This is a genomic window from Skermanella sp., assembly GCF_059503625.1.
Genome location: NZ_JCACHA010000634.1, coordinates 1 through 14865, shown reverse-complemented (window position 1 = coordinate 14865; position 14865 = coordinate 1). Strand labels below are relative to the sequence as shown.

13 protein-coding genes are annotated in these 14865 nt (G+C 64.9%); 7 read left to right on the top strand and 6 right to left on the bottom strand.

Annotation, left to right across the window (positions count from 1 at the left end):
• The 3 genes from AC5JJ6_RS18875 to AC5JJ6_RS18865 form a co-directional block, all read left to right on the top strand.
• The coding region (locus tag AC5JJ6_RS18875; protein WP_496043531.1) for a hypothetical protein at positions 1-206 on the top strand (206 nt) is incomplete at its 5' end.
• A gap of 82 nt (positions 207-288) precedes the next feature.
• Positions 289-633, top strand: coding sequence for an ATPase inhibitor subunit zeta (locus AC5JJ6_RS18870; RefSeq protein WP_496043530.1), 345 nt, complete (start codon positions 289-291; stop codon positions 631-633).
• Positions 634-1059: 426 nt separating this feature from the next.
• The gene (locus AC5JJ6_RS18865) at positions 1060-1242 is read left to right on the top strand and encodes a hypothetical protein (protein ID WP_496043529.1); all 183 of its coding nucleotides are present in this window, start codon (positions 1060-1062) and stop codon (positions 1240-1242) included.
• Between the two features lie 209 nt (positions 1243-1451).
• Here AC5JJ6_RS18865 and AC5JJ6_RS18860 read toward each other — a convergent pair whose 3' ends face one another.
• Complete coding sequence (locus tag AC5JJ6_RS18860; RefSeq protein WP_496043528.1) at positions 1452-1778, bottom strand: hypothetical protein; 327 nt, start codon at positions 1776-1778, stop codon at positions 1452-1454.
• Between AC5JJ6_RS18860 and AC5JJ6_RS18855 the strand changes: the two genes are divergently transcribed.
• The 4 genes from AC5JJ6_RS18855 to AC5JJ6_RS18840 all read left to right on the top strand — a co-directional run bounded on the left by AC5JJ6_RS18855 (position 1777) and on the right by AC5JJ6_RS18840 (position 9988).
• Positions 1777-5334 carry an esterase-like activity of phytase family protein gene (locus AC5JJ6_RS18855; RefSeq protein ID WP_496043527.1) on the top strand — a complete coding sequence of 1186 codons (3558 nt, stop codon included), beginning with the start codon at positions 1777-1779 and terminating at the stop codon, positions 5332-5334. The genes AC5JJ6_RS18860 and AC5JJ6_RS18855 overlap by 2 nt on opposite strands.
• Positions 5335-5571: 237 nt before the next feature.
• Complete coding sequence (gene pstS, locus AC5JJ6_RS18850; protein WP_496043526.1) at positions 5572-6654, top strand: phosphate ABC transporter substrate-binding protein PstS; 1083 nt, start codon at positions 5572-5574, stop codon at positions 6652-6654.
• A gap of 41 nt (positions 6655-6695) precedes the next feature.
• Positions 6696-8396: a Na/Pi cotransporter family protein gene (locus AC5JJ6_RS18845; RefSeq protein ID WP_496043525.1), complete on the top strand. Its 1701-nt coding sequence runs from the start codon at positions 6696-6698 to the stop codon at positions 8394-8396.
• 107 nt (positions 8397-8503) lie between these two features.
• The gene (locus AC5JJ6_RS18840; protein WP_496043524.1) at positions 8504-9988 is read left to right on the top strand and encodes a pyruvate kinase; all 1485 of its coding nucleotides are present in this window, start codon (positions 8504-8506) and stop codon (positions 9986-9988) included.
• A 23-nt stretch (positions 9989-10011) separates the two neighbouring features.
• On the opposite strand, the gene AC5JJ6_RS18835 is transcribed toward AC5JJ6_RS18840, so the two are convergent.
• From AC5JJ6_RS18835 to phnL, 5 genes are read right to left on the bottom strand one after another with little or no spacing between them, the layout of a single operon-like run.
• On the bottom strand, positions 10012-11178 hold the full coding sequence (locus AC5JJ6_RS18835) for an alpha-D-ribose 1-methylphosphonate 5-triphosphate diphosphatase (RefSeq protein ID WP_496043523.1): 1167 nt from the start codon (positions 11176-11178) through the stop codon (positions 10012-10014).
• Between the two features lie 54 nt (positions 11179-11232).
• A complete protein-coding gene (phnE, locus tag AC5JJ6_RS18830) occupies positions 11233-12051 on the bottom strand; it encodes a phosphonate ABC transporter, permease protein PhnE (RefSeq protein ID WP_496043522.1) in 819 nt (272 codons plus the stop codon).
• 45 nt (positions 12052-12096) lie between these two features.
• A complete protein-coding gene (phnD, locus tag AC5JJ6_RS18825; RefSeq protein ID WP_496043521.1) occupies positions 12097-13116 on the bottom strand; it encodes a phosphonate ABC transporter substrate-binding protein in 1020 nt (339 codons plus the stop codon).
• Between the two features lie 59 nt (positions 13117-13175).
• Complete coding sequence (gene phnC / locus AC5JJ6_RS18820) at positions 13176-14090, bottom strand: phosphonate ABC transporter ATP-binding protein (protein WP_496043520.1); 915 nt, start codon at positions 14088-14090, stop codon at positions 13176-13178.
• Positions 14087-14833, bottom strand: coding sequence for a phosphonate C-P lyase system protein PhnL (gene phnL, locus AC5JJ6_RS18815; protein WP_496043519.1), 747 nt, complete (start codon positions 14831-14833; stop codon positions 14087-14089). The genes phnC and phnL overlap by 4 nt, the downstream gene beginning before the upstream one ends.
• Positions 14834-14865 lie beyond the last annotated feature (32 nt).

Below are 14865 nucleotides of genomic sequence, written 5' to 3'. Positions count from 1 at the left end.
AAGAAATGGGGCCTCCGGTAGACCCGGTACTGTCCACCCTGTCCTGGCCGGAAGTGCTGGTCGGCATTGGCGTCGCGGCGATCGTGCTGAGCACCATGGAAGTCGAAAAGGCGATGCGACGGCTGAGCCGCGCCGGTCAGCCCGCAATGCACCGGGCGGGCGCCCCGTTCATCGCCGCTAAGGATTCCAAAATCAGTTCCGGATGAAGAGGCGAGACAGCGCGTTATTGCAGGCGCCCTGACGGGCGCTGCATCCGAATTGGTTCAACACCCTGCCGGGAGGTTTGTCATGGATCCGTTCACCGAGCTGAGAAGTGGTCGCGAGGCGATGTTCAAGCGTGATCAGGAGATGTGGTTCCGGATCCAGGTGCGCCGGACCAGGCTGCTGGCCCGATGGGCTGCCGCACGGAGAGGCCTCACCCCGGCGCAGACAGAAGCCTATGCCTCGGCGCTGATCGCCCTGCAGCTGGAGCCGGCCGGCTATCTCCGCGTCATTGATCGCGTGCATTCCGATCTCTGCGGCCATGGCGACGATCTGCCGCGCGCGGCGATCGAGTGGGAAGCCGAGCGCCTGCTGGAGATTGCCGGCAGTGAGATCCGCATGGCTGAGGCCGAGATAAGGGCCTCGGCATGACGGCGCGGCGGGCTCGGGGGCAGGGGAGCGGCGACACGGTGGGATTACCGCATCCGTTACAGCTATGCTCAGGCTGCAGAACGATGAGAATTCTCGATTGCATGTCGCGAGATTGCACGTTCTGAAATCGAAGACACTACTGATGGCGTCGGCACATTAGGAAGCCAGATTTGCAAGGATCCGGCGAGACACGAACATGGATCCGGCCTCGGCACGGGCATCTTCTCGTGTTTCTTCGGAATCGGTGGCGGTTTCCTAGTCGTGCCGGGGCTTGTCGCGTCGTAATCGGCGGCGCGGCGGCGGACTCGTCAGCGCCCGGGTTGCCGGGCGTCTGTCGGCTACGACCGGCACGCTCTCCGTCGTGTTCGCTGGAATGATCTTTGTCGTTGCCGCGTACATGTTGTGGAAGACCCTTGATGCGGTTTGATGAGAAAGCGCACCAAGTCGCGGCCCGTGCGTGAACTTCTTCAACATCTTCTTCCGCGCTTTGCGTCGATCCATACTGACGACCTGGGCAATCTGCCGAAAGCCCAGGGAGTGCAGCGCAACTGGGGAATGGCAGGACGTTCGGATTGCGATCAACCAGCGTTGCGGATGGCTGCGGAATAAGGATAAAGCTTGCTTTGCACCTCGTGGGAAAACCGGGGTTGATCGACTGAGCCGCAGCATCGACGCTCCGTAGATCGTCCAGGCGCCGGTCGACGTGACGGTTCCGCTTGGACCTGATGAGGTTGGCGGGTCGCCAGCACGATCAAGACCCAGGAGGTGGGTAGGAGCGTGGTAAGTTCTGTGCGTGATTGCCCGTCTGTCTGGTCGGATTATGCGCCTGCCATGGACAATACGAGCATGGAGCCATCGCCGGGTGGACCGGCGGTTCTGCTCATCTGGCTTGAGCGAGCCATGATGTAATGCAGCGCACCCTGAACCGTCGGCGGAATATAGACTGGTTGAATTAAAATAAAATGGCAAAAAATTTTAGATGCAAGGACGGTAGTACTTGAGTATCTAAACATTAACTTGTTCATCATGTAAATTTCATGTGCTGTCGTCAGGATCACCTCGCCTGCCGCCGTACCATCAAAAAGACGCTTTTCCCGGCGGCTGGCTCGATTGGAAACTGGGCCACCAAGGGGGGAAACCACCATGCCGACGCTCGATATCCCGGAAGGCCAGCAGTTGGACGGCGGACAGCCGCTCGTCATCGGGCATCGGGGAGCCAGCGGCTCGCGTCCCGAACACACCCTCGAATCTTATCGGCTTGCCATCGAACTCGGCGCCGATGTGGTCGAGCCGGATCTCGTGACCACTCTGGATGGCGTCCTGATCGCCCGGCACGAGAACCTGCTGGCCCAGGCGCGGCTCGATGCCGACGGCAATATCGTGTTCGACGAGGCCGGCAGGCCGGTCATTGATCAGGAAACCACCAATGTCGCCCATTTCGACGGCGACGGTGACGGGAAACCCGATTTTGCCGACCGGCTGGCGGTCAAGGAGATCGACGGAAACCCGGTCGCCGGCTGGTTCAGCGAGGATTTCACGCTTGCCGAAATCAAGGAACTGAGCGCCCGCGAGCGCATTCCCGAAGTGCGCCCGGAAAACACGACCTATAACGACCAGTTCGAGATTCCGACCTTCGAGGAGCTGATCCAACTGGTGAAACAGACCGAGGCCGAGACCGGCCATAAGGTCGCGATCATCCCGGAAACCAAGCATCCGACGTATTTCGCGCTGGAAGGCACCCACCAGAACGAGGACCGCGACGGCAATGGTGCCCTGGACAGTGGCGAGGACGTGAACCGCAACGGCAAGCTCGACGTGGTCGATGGCGGTTCTCCGATCGATGACGATACCAGCCGGGTCATGATCGAAACGCTGACGGAACAGGGCTTCACCGATCCCGGACGGGTCTATGTCCAGAGCTTCGAGGTAGCCAACCTGCTGAAGCTCCAGGGCAAGATCATGCCGGCCGCCGGCGTGGATTTTCCGCTGATCCAGCTCCTGGACGACCTTGGCGGGTCGACCATCCCCTATGACGTGACGTTCAACACCGATCCGGACAAGGCCGATCTGGGTGCCGACCCGTCGGTCTATGACGGCCTGCCCTTCAGGGTGACCGCCGAGACCGACTACGGCGACCTGGTAACGCCCGAAGCGCTGAAGCAGATCGCCGGAACCTATGCCGAAGGCATCGGTCCCTGGATCAACAGCTTCATCCTGCGCGAACCGTTGACGGCGCCGGTCGACGCCGATGACGACGGCAACGCCCAGGTCACCACACGCCTGACCGGCGAGATCACGTCGCTGGTCGCCGATGCCCACGACGCCGGCCTGAAGGTCACTCCGTACACGCTGCGGGCGGAGGAGCCGTTCCTGGCGCTGGAAGACGACGGTACCGCGCAGACGCTTGCCGAGCAGGTCGAACTGCTGACGAAGCTGGGCGTCGACGGGCTCTTCACGGACCAGCCGGGCGTGGCGGCGGACACGCTGGAGGACCTGTCGGGCGCCGGCGCCGAAATCCGGGTCGCCACCTACAACGCCTCGCTCAACCGCGCCACCGAGGGGGAACTGGTTTCCGACCTGTCCGCCGGTGACGACCAACAGGCGAAGAAGGTGGCGGAGATCATCCAGCGGACCGACCCCGACATCGTGCTGGTCAACGAGTTCGACTACGACGCCCAGGGCAAGGCGGCCGACCTGTTCCGCGACAATTACCTGAAGGTCGGGCAGAACGGGCAGGACCCGGTCGACTATCCCTACCATTACGTGGCGGCCAGCAATACCGGCGTTTCCTCCGGCCTCGACCTGGACAACAGCGGCACGGTCGGCGGCCCCGGCGACGCCTTCGGATTCGGCGCCTTCCCCGGCCAGTTCGGTTTCGTGATCTATTCCAAGTATCCGATCGTCGAGGATCAGGTCCGCACGTTCCAGAACTTCCTGTGGAAGGACATGCCGGGCGCGCTGCTGCCAGACGACGCCTCGACCGCGGAAGCGGCGGATTATTACAATGCGCAGGAACTCGACGCGCTGCGGCTGTCGTCCAAGAACCATGTGGACGTGCCGGTCGAGGTCGACGGCGAGATCGTCCACATCCTCGCGGCCCACCCGACGCCGCCGGTCTTCGATGGGCCGGAGGACCGCAACGGCCTGCGCAATCACGACGAAGTCCGCTTCTGGGACGACTATGTGACGCCGGATGGCGGCGGGTACATCTATGACGACAACGGCCGGCAGGGCGGGTTGGGTGCCGGCGAGCGGTTCGTGATCGTCGGCGACTACAACACCGATCCGTTCGACGGCGACGGTGTGCCGGGGTCCGCCCAGCAGATCGTCGGCAATCCCTGGGTCGATGCGGCGGTCGCTCCGGACAGCGACGGCGCCGTCGTCGCCTCGCTGGCGCAGGATGGGATCAACAACGAGCATCTTGGCAATCCGGGTCTGGATACTGCCGATTTCTCGGAACCGCCGGGCAACCTGCGGGCCGACTACGTGCTGCCGTCGGCGGCCGGGTTCGATTTGAAGGATGCCGGGGTCTTCTGGCCCGCCCCCGGCCAACCGGGCGCCGATCTGATCGACGCGTCCGACCACAGGCTCGTCTACGCCGATCTCCAGATCACTGCGGCCCCGACCGTCGATGTCACCGGGATCGAGTTCCAGGGCGCCGCCCTGCTCGGCACCGGCACGGAGTTCGAGGGGGAAGAGATCGGCGGCCTGTCCGGCCTCACCTGGGACCCGGTCCAGGGTGTTTTCCACGCCCTGTCGGACAGCCGAGGCGGCGACACCGGCGCGCCCCGCTTCTTCACGCTCGACCTCGACCTGTCGGATGGCCGCTTCGCCAACGACGATTTGACTTTCACCGGCGTCACCACGCTGACCGATGCGGATGGCAAACCCTTCGCGGATGGCGCGCTCGACCCGGAGGGCATCGCCTTCGCCGGCGACGGTACGATCTACATTTCGTCGGAAGGCGACGCGAGCCAGAAGATCCCTCCCTTCGTCAACGCCTTCTCCCTCGATGGCAAGCAGGTCCGGGAACTCGACGTGCCGGCTAAGTTCGATCCTGCCGAGGACGGGACGTCGGGTATCCGCAACAACCTGGCTTTCGAAAGCCTGACCCTGACGCCCGATCACCGGACGATCTATGCGGCGACCGAGAACGCGCTGGTCCAGGACGGCCCGGCGGCCGACCTGACCCAGGGCAGCCCGTCGCGGATCGTCGCCTTCGACACCGCCAGCGGCAAGGCCAAGGCGGAGTACGTCTACGAAACCGATGCGGTCGCCGAGACGCCGGTGCCGGCGGACGCCTTCGCGACGAACGGACTGGTCGAGCTGATAGCGCTCGACAACGGCGGAACCCTGCTGGCGCTGGAGCGGTCCTTCAGCACCGGCGTCGGCAACACCATCAAGCTCTATGAAGCCCGGATCGGCGACGCCACCGATGTCTCCGGCATCGAAAGCCTTGCCGGTTTGGCAAATCCGCCGAAGCCGGTGGAGAAGGAACTGGTGTTCGACTTCGCCGACCTTGGGCAGCCGCTCGACAATGTCGAGGGAATGGCGCTTGGCCCGCTGCTGCCCGACGGGCGGCAGAGCCTGACCTTCGTCAGCGACAACAACTTCTCCGATACCCAGTTCACCCAATTCCTGACGTTCGCCGTGGATCAGGAAGGCGGCATCGGGCTGCTGGGTACGCCTTCGTTCGAGTAGAGGGTCCAATCGCGGCGCACCTGAGGACCGAGGGTTGGTTTTCCCCCCGGTCCTCGCCGCTCCGCCATCAGCGCCGAAGGATCGGAGCGTCGCCGCAATTTCGAGGCAGTTCGGGAGCAATAGGCAGGTTACCGCGACGGACGCCGCGCTGTCATCCGCTTGTCATGCCTGAGACCTAGGCTGTCGCCTGTCAACGTTTTCATAACTATCAACAAAATAACGCCGACGGGTGGCTTGATGGGGCTTCTGCTTCCAGTGATCTTCTGGCTCTGCCTGGCATCGGTATCTCCGGTGCGCGCCGAAGCCGTGACCGGCGCGGGTTCGACTTTCGCTTTTCCGCTGCTCGGTCAATGGGGACAGAAATTCCAGGCGTTCGAAGAAAGCGGCAACCTTGCCGCCGTTTCGCCGGACGGACCGATCACATCGGAGGGCGGCCTGGGCTCCTTGCTCTCGCCCTGGGCAACCGGCATCGACTACGAGCCGGTGGGATCGCTCGGCGGCATCATGCGCGTCATCGGCCGCGCGGTGGATTTCGGCGCTTCCGAAAGGCCTCTGTCGGCCGAGGAAGTGGATCATCACGGGTTGATCCAGTTCCCGGTGACGACGGGCGGCGTCGCGGTGGTTTTCAATCTGCCCGGCGTGGCGGATGCGACCCTGCGCCTGACCGGGGCAGTTCTCGCCGATATCTATCTGGGAAAGGTGGACACCTGGTCCCACCGGGACCTCAAGGCGCTCAATCCGTTTGTGCCTTTGCCGGACGCTCCGATCATGGTCGTTCACCGGAGCGACGGGTCCGGCACCACCTACAATTTCGCGGCCTATCTCGCCAAGTCCAGCGGCGACTGGAGGGAGCGGGTCGGCATCGATACCGAACTGAAATGGACGGCCGGACGGGGAGCCGAGGGCAGCCGGGGGATCGTCGAGGCGGTGACGGGCGCTTCGAACTCGATCGGGTACGTCGAGGTCGGGCAAGCCCGGCGAAGCGGATTGTCCATGGCCTCGATGGAGAACCATGCCGGCGAGTTCAGGGCGCCGTCCCCGCAATCCATCGCCGCCGCGACCACCGGCGCGGACTGGGCGGGATCGAGGCACTATGACCTTCTGCTCACGGATACCACCGACGCCGACGCCTATCCCATCGCGGCCACCGTTTACGCGCTGATGCCGCGGGAGGCGCGGTCGAGCACCGCGCGGACGCTTCGCTTCTTCGACGCGGCCCTTACCCACTGGCAGCAAGACGCCGTCGATCTTGGATATGTCCCGCTGCCGGAGGAAGTCGTCGGCCAAATCAGATCCTACTGGAAATCCAACTTGAAATAAGAGAACGGCTTCTGCGAAGAGGAGCCAGCGAAGGACAACTTATGCAGGTCGATATCTTTACCCAGATCATCGTGCCCGTCGTCGGGGGGCTTGGCATCTTCATGCTTGGCCTGGAGTTCATGTCGAACGGCATCCAGGCGGTTGCCGCCAACCGCATGCGGGCGCTGCTCGCCAAACTAGCGGGAACACCGATCAAGGGCGTCTTCGCCGGCACCCTCATCACCGGCGTCATTCAATCCTCCACGGCGATGACCGTCATGGTCGTCGGCATGGTCAATGCCGGCGTCGTCGGCCTGCGCCCGGCGATCAGCGTGATCATGGGCGCCAACATCGGCACGACGCTCGGGAACGGCCTGATCGCCTTGCCACTTGGCCCGCTCGGTCTGCTGCTGGCCGGTTTCTTCGCGCTTGTCCACATCTTTGCAAAGTCGGACAGGACGAAGAACATCGCCCTGGCCTGCATGGGCTTCTCGCTGATCTTCTACGGCCTCAACCTGATGACCGGCGGCTTGAAGCCGCTGCGCGCCATGCCGGAGGTGATGTCCGCGATCTCGTCGCTGCGGGCTGACGATTACGTCGGACTGCTCACCTGCGTCGTGACGGCGGCGCTGGTCACGGCGATGATCCACTCCTCGTCGGCGACCATCGGCATCGTGATGGGGCTGGGCGCCTCTGGGATCCTCGACTGGCAGACTGCCGTGGCCTTCTCTCTCGGCGCGGATTTGGGCACCACGATAACGTCCTGGATCGCATCGCTGAACTTGTCGAAGAACGCGAAGCGCGCGGCATACGCCCACATCTCGTTCAACATCATCGGCGTCATGGTGACCATTCCGCTGTTCTTCATTTCCATGGACGTGCTTCGCTTCGCCATGCAGTGGTTCGGCGGCGATCCCGGCGTTCCGATGATGGTGAACGGCAAGGAGACCTACCCGCTCGTTCCTGTCGCGATCGGGCTGTATTCCACTTTCTTCAACGTATTCAACACTTTGCTGCTATTCCCCTTCGTCGGCGTGTTCGAGCACGTCTTGTCCCGGATCGGGCATGATGCCTCGGAGGACATAGAGGATTATTCGCTGCCGAAGTATCTTGCGGCGAACCTGCGGGGCAATCTCGTGGAAGGCGTTCCGGCCCTCCGCAAGGAGATCGAGCGCCATCTGGGAGCGGGCAGGATCTATCTGGACATCGCGAAGGGCCTGCCGGACGCACCCAAGGATCCGCAACCCCACAACGTCAACCTCGGCAATCTCAGCCGGGATATCGGCGTGTTCGCGTCGACGCTGCTGAAACCCGGTCAACCCTATTCGCAGGCCGATCTGGTGGCGAGCCTGATCGAGGAAGCCGATTTCGCCGAGAGTTTGGGGGAGACGCTCAACCAGATCGCCCGGCGCGTCAAGAGCGAGGAGTTTTCGCCGGCGGGACGCGGTCTGATCGAGAGCATCCTCGATCAGGTTTCCGATGCAATGGGGACCGTGCTTCCCGCTTCGCCGAAAGCGGCGGCGCCCTTGTCGGCGGAGCAGCGCATCAGCGGGCTTGCCGAACTTCGGCGCCGATGCCTGAGACTGGATGAACTCGCTCCGACGGAAAGAGGTTCGCTCCTGGCAATCCTGGGAAGCGCCGAACGGGCCTTCCTGCTGATCGAGCGCATCGCCGACGAACGAGGCTCGGTCAATCGCGAGGTCGTCGCGGAGCGTACCGGCGACATCGTTCCGGGTCTGGATCCGCGACCGGCAACCGCGTGATCTCCGCATCGATCAGGATCGGCAATTCGGGGGCCGGCGCCATGGCGGCCCCAGTTCGCCGCAGGCCGGGTGCTCCGTCATGTTCCCGTTGCCGCTAACTGGATGGCATGAGCAAAGACATCGAAACATTACCTGCCGCCGCCGCGCTCCTCGGAGCCGTTCATGAGCTTCGGCAAGCCGTGGCCGGCGAGGGACGCGAACTCTGGCGCGGCTGGCGCATCGGCGGGCGACGCAGCTTCCGGATCAGCGCCTTGAACTTTGCCCACTACCTGGCCGTGCGGCGGCGCGACCTCCAAGGGTTGCAGAGCGACCTGATGTCTTACGGATTGTCCTCGCTCGGGCGTCTGGAAGGCAGGGTGCTGGCTAACCTGGATGCGGTCATCGGAGCCTTGACCGTCCTGACCGGCGGCGTTGCCCCGCATTATCCGCGCCGGCGTGCTTTTTTCCGGGGCGAGCGGCTTTTGCAAGCCAATGCGGATGAACTGTTCGGTCCACGGCGGCAGGGACCGCGCGATACCCGCATCATCGTCACTCTCCCCAGTGAAGCGGCAGGTTCTCCGGATTTGATGACGGCGCTGCTGCGCAACGGCGCCGATGTCGTGCGCATAAACTGCGCCCACGACTCCCCGGAGGTCTGGGCGGCCATGATCCGGAACCTGCGGATCGCCGAGACGAAAACCGGCCGGTCGGCAAGGATACTGGCGGATCTCGGCGGTCCGAAGGTGCGCACCGGCGAAGTCAGGGCGGCCCCGGCCAGCAAGCGTCTGTTCGAGGGTGACGAATTGCTGCTGACGGCGGGGCCGTTGACGTCGGCCGAAGACCATCGGCATCAGGCGGCGTGCGAGCCGGCGGCGATCCTCGGTCGCTTGGCCAAGAGCGATCCTGTCTTCATGGATGACGGCAAGCTGAGCGGCGTCGTCGAGCGTCTGGAGGAAGCCGGCGCGGTCGTGCGCGTCCTGCGCACGGGGCCAAAGGGCTTGAAGCTTAAGCCGGAAAAGGGATTGAATTTTCCGGCCACCGATCTCGGTCTGCTTGCACTGACCCAGGAGGACAGGAACAGCCTGGATTTCATCGCGAGGCACGCGGACCTCGTGGGGTATTCCTTCGTCCAGAGCGGAGCCGATATCCGTTTGCTTCAGGACGAGCTGGCCAAACGGCGTCCGGACGACTGGATGGATATTGGTCTGATCGCGAAGATCGAAACGCCTGTCGCCGTGCGAAACCTGCCCGACATCATCATTCAGGCGGCATCCCGCCAACCTTTCGGCGTGATGATCGCGCGCGGCGATCTTGCGGTGGAGATCGGGTTCGAACGGCTGGCCGAAATGCAGGAGGAAATCCTGTGGCTGTGCGAGGCCGCCCATGTTCCGGTCATCTGGGCGACCCAGGTGCTGGAAAGCCTGGTCAAGAACGGCCTTCCGACACGCGGCGACATGACCGACGCCGCGATGTCCGGACGCGCCGAATGCGTCATGCTGAACAAGGGTCCCTATGTCGCTGATGCGGTCGCCATGCTCGACCGGCTGCTGATCCGGATGGCCGGGAACCAGACGAAGAAGACGCCGAAGCTCCGGGCGCTGCGGAGCTGGTGAGGACGATCCGGTCGGGCCGTCCGTCAGGCGACCCGGTTTCCCGCCCGCCAGACGCACCGGACGATCGGCGGCTTGGCCGGAACGGCGGCAACCCTTACGAGGTCGCCCCGGCGGCCCGCCGCGATCTCGCCCCGGTCCGTCAGCCCCGTCGCCTCGGCAGGGTTGGTCGAAACCAGCCGGATCGCGCGGGGCAGGTCGGCCAATCCCTCGTCGGCGAGCTGGAATGCCGCCTGCATCAGGCCGAACGGCACGTAATCCGACGACAGGATGTCGAGGACGTCGGCGGCGAGCAGCCCGGCGGCGCCGATGTTGCCGGAATGCGAGCCTCCCCGGACGATGTTGGGCGCTCCCATCAGGACCTTGAGCCCGGCGGCATGGCTGAGCCGGGCGGCCTCGACCGTGGTCGGAAACTCGGCGAGGGAGATGCCGAGCCGGACGGCCTCGGCGACATGGTCGGCGGTCGCGTCGTCGTGGGACGCGACACTGATGCCGGACGCGTGGCAGCGCGCCGCCAGGACGATCCGGTTCCGGTCGGCATTCTCCTCGGACTCCGCCAGCCGCCGGCGCGAGAACTCGGCGAATTCGGCGTCGCTGAGCTTCATCTTGCGCTGGTAATAGGTCTTGTAGGCGGTGGGATCGACGAATTGCCGCTGGCCCGGCGCATGGTCCATCAGCGACGCGAGCCGGATCAGCGGGTTGTCGCCGATCCGCTCGAAACCCTCGAGCACGTCGGGAGAGGACACCTCGCACCGGATATGGAGGAAGTGATCGGCGCGCAGGCGTCCTTCCGCGACACAGTCGGAGATCGTTCGGGCCAGACCGCCGACGTCGGCCGGGGCGAAATCGGCATTCTCGTCCTCCCCGACGCGGAGCGCGTCGAAGACGGTGGTTATGCCGGACGCCGCGATCTGGTTGTCGTGGGCCTGCACGGCGGCGGTCATGTTCCAGCGCACCTTCGGGCGCGGCAGGAAGTGTCCCTCGATATGGTCGGTGTGCAGTTCGACCAGGCCGGGGATCAGGAAATCGCCTTCCAGGTCCTCGCCGGCCCGATGGTGGCCGGTGGCGATGGGACCTGGGCACACTTCCGCGATCCAGCCGCGGTGCAGCCGCACCGAACCGGTCACGACCTCGTCGCGCAGGACGATCCGGGCGTTCCGGAAAATTTGTTCTTCTGGCTGTCCGTGGGACATTTCGCCTCGTTCGCCGGCGTCTTCACCGGCTGCTTTTCAGGAATGGGATGGCGGTCAGATCACCAGCTTGCGGATCTGCTGCGACAGGATGTCGGTCAGCGACACCGTGACGATCACGATGGCCAGGATCGCCGCCGCCTGGGGGTAGTAGAAGCCTCTGATGGTCTCGAACATCACTTGCCCGATCCCGCCGGCGCCGATGATGCCGAGCACCGTGGCCGACCGGACGTTGGACTCGAAGCGGTAGAGCGAGAACGAGATCCACAAGGGCAGGACCTGCGGGATCACGCCGTAGACGATTTCCTGGAGCTTCGACGCTCCCGTCGTCCGGATCGCCTCCACCGGGCGCGGGTCGATCGCTTCCACCGCTTCGGAGAACAGCTTCGCCAGGACGCCCGTCGTGTGGATGAACAGCGCCATCACGCCGGCGAACGGCCCCAGCCCGACCGCGACGACGAACAGCACGGCGAAGACGATCTCGTGGATGGCTCGGAAAAGGTCCATCAGCCGGCGCACCGGTTGCAGGACGTACCAGCGGCTCATGTTGTGGGCCGACAGGATGCCGAAGGGGATGGCGAACACGATCGCCAGGAAGGTGCCCCAAACAGCGATCTGGATGGTTATCACCATCTCCTCGACGTAGTAGCGCCATTCCGAGAAATCGGGGCGGGCGAAGCCGGAGGCGTATTCCGCCATGTTCCCGGCATCGGTGAACAGGTAGGTCCACCGCCCCATCTCCGCCGGCGCCCAGCTCCAGAGCAGGATACCCGCAAGGGCGAGCCACAGCAGCGGGCCGGATACTGCCCGGCTCCAGTCGCGGCGGACGGCGTCGGGCAAGCCGGCGCGGTCTTCGTGTCGAGCGGCGTTGCTCATGGTAACCTCATTCGGGTCCTGCTCCGGATGCGCCGGACTTGTCCGTCAGCCCTGCTGCCCGGCGGCCATCCGGCTTTCGTAACCGGCCTTCTCCGCGTTCAGCCTGGACAGCTCCGCCGTCCTGGCGTCGGCCGCCATGCTCTTGTCCGCCTCGACCTGCGCGATCCGGCGGGTCAGTTCCATGATGCGGATCGGCAGGAGCTGATCGTCGGTCGAGGCGCGGAACGGCGCCCAGGCAAGGTCCTGAAGCACCTTCTTCTCGGCCGCGACATCGCCTGTCGATTTGTCGGTTCCATAGGTCAGGAAGAACGTCTTGATCTTCTCCTTGGCGTCGGCGCTCAGGTCCTTGCGCCAGACCAGCGGGTCAGCGGGGATCAGCGGCGACTTCCAGATCACCTTGATCTTCTGGAAGGCGGTGGGGTTGTTCTTTTCGATCGCGGTCAGTGCCTCGGTATTGGCCACCGCGGCATCGACCTGCCCGTTGGCGGCGGCCATCAGGTTGGTTTCGTGGTTGGCGTTGACGACGCGCTGGAAGCACTGCTTCGGATCGACCTTTTTCGCGGCGAAGATAAAGGTCATCGGCACCAGATAACCCGAAGTCGAGTTGGGATCGCCGATCCCGAAATTGAGCGACTTGTCGCATTTGAGCAGGTCGTCGAGGCTGTTGAGCGCAGAGTTCTTCGGCGTCACGACGATCGACCAGTATCCGGGATTGCCGGAAACGTCGACCGACTGCGCGAAGACCTCGCCGTCGGCACGGTCGACCGCTTCCATCGCCGACTTGTTGCCGTACCACGCCACCTGGACCTTGCCGAAGCGCATGCCTTCGATCACGCCCGCATAGTCGGACGCGAAGAACGGCTTGACCTCCAGCCCCGTCCGCTGGGTCATCTCGGCCAGCAGCGGTTCCCAGGCCTTGCGCAGGTTGGACTGGGACTCGGTCGAGATGATGCCGAAGTTGATTGCTTCCGCCGCCCGTGCCGCGCCGTTTGCAACGGTGAGGACGGTAGCGGCGGCTAACGCCGCGAGCGGGAGCGCTCTGATGCCGCGCTGGATGATGCTCATTGTTGTTCTCCGGTTTCCGGTGAATTTCGGTAATCGAGTCGGTGATCAGGGATCAGGGATCAGGCCAGGGCGGTCTTGCCGGACGGCATGGCGTCCGCCGGATCGTCGAACAGGACCAGCTCTTCCGAGGCCTCCCCGTAGAGGTCGGACAGGAAGGCATTGGTCAGTGCGGTGGACGGGCCGTCATAGACGATCCTGCCGTCGCGCATGGCGATCGTCCGGGGACAGTAGCGGCGCGCGTACTCGACCTGATGGAGCGACACGAGGATGCTGATTCCGTCCTCGCGGTTGATCTGCGCCAGGATGTTCATCACGCGCCGGGCCGAGGCCGGGTCGAGCGCCGATATCGGCTCGTCCGCGATCAGGATCTTCGACCGCTGGACCAGCGTGCGGGCGATCGCCGCGCGCTGCTGCTGACCGCCGGACAGGGTCGAGGCGCGCTGATGGCAGACCTGCGGGATGCCGACGCGGGCAAGCGCACCGCGCGCCGCGTCGCGCTCGGGCCGGGTGAACAGGCCCAGCGTGCCGCGCCAGCCGGGGACCCGACCGAGATGGCCGATCATCACGTTGGTCATCACCGACAGCCGGCCGACCAGGTTGAACTGCTGGAAGATGACCGCGACGTCACGGCGGATCGTGCGCGCCTTCGGTCCGAACCTGCCGTCGTGCTGGACAAGGCCGCCGAACACCTCGATGCGGCCATGTCCGGGATCGGCGATCTCCAGCCCGGCGATGTGCCGGATCAGCGTGCTCTTGCCGGAACCGGACGCGCCGATCAGCGCCACCATCTCGCCGGGCCGGATCGTCACGGCGACATCGCGGAGAGCCTTGGTCCTGCCGTAGCTCTTCGACAGGCCGCGCACGGCGACGGCGGCCGGAACGCCCGGGCCAGGCTGTTGGGATTGGCCGGCACGTCCGGATTGCAGGTATCCGAGCGGGCCGGTACCTTCGAAACTGTTCGTCCAGGTCGTCATGCTGCCCTCCGGGCGGAAAAGCTGGATACGTCGATGACGCGGGTGGCGACGTCGGCGCGGACCGCCTCGTCGTGGAAGATGCCGAGGATCGCCGTTCCCGCCGCCTGCTTCTCGCGGATCATGGCGGTGACGACGGCGCGGTTGGCGTCGTCCAGCGACGCCGTCGGCTCGTCCAGCAGCAGGATCGGGTGATCGGTGATGAAGCCTCGGGCAATGTTGACCCGCTGCTTTTCGCCGCCGGAAAATGTCGCCGGCGGCAGATCGCACAGGGCCGGCGGCAGGTTGAGCCGGCCCAGCAACCCGGCCGCGCGCAGGCGGGCCTCGTTCGGCGGCACGCCGCGCGACGTCAGCGGCTCGGCCACCACGTCGAGGGCCGATACGCGCGGAACCGCCCGCAGGAACTGGCTGACATAGCCGATCTCGTTAAGCCGCAGGTCCAGGACCGTGCGCGGGTCGCCTACCGCTAGATCGACGAAGCCGCCGCCGGCGCTCGACCGGACCAGGATCTCGCCGGCATCCACCGCGTAGTTGCCGTAGACCATGCGGAGGATCGAGGACTTGCCGACGCCCGACGGCCCGCCGAGCACGGCGCATTCGCCGGCGGCAAGATCGAACGAGACGTCCCGGACCACGGGAAGGCGGAGGCCGCCGCGCAGATGCATGGTGAACGACTTGGCGACACCGGTCACCCGCAGGACGACCGGCCGCGCCCGGCTGCTGTCCCCGAAAGATTCAAACGGCATAGTCATGACTCCGGGATCGAGGCGACGAGAAG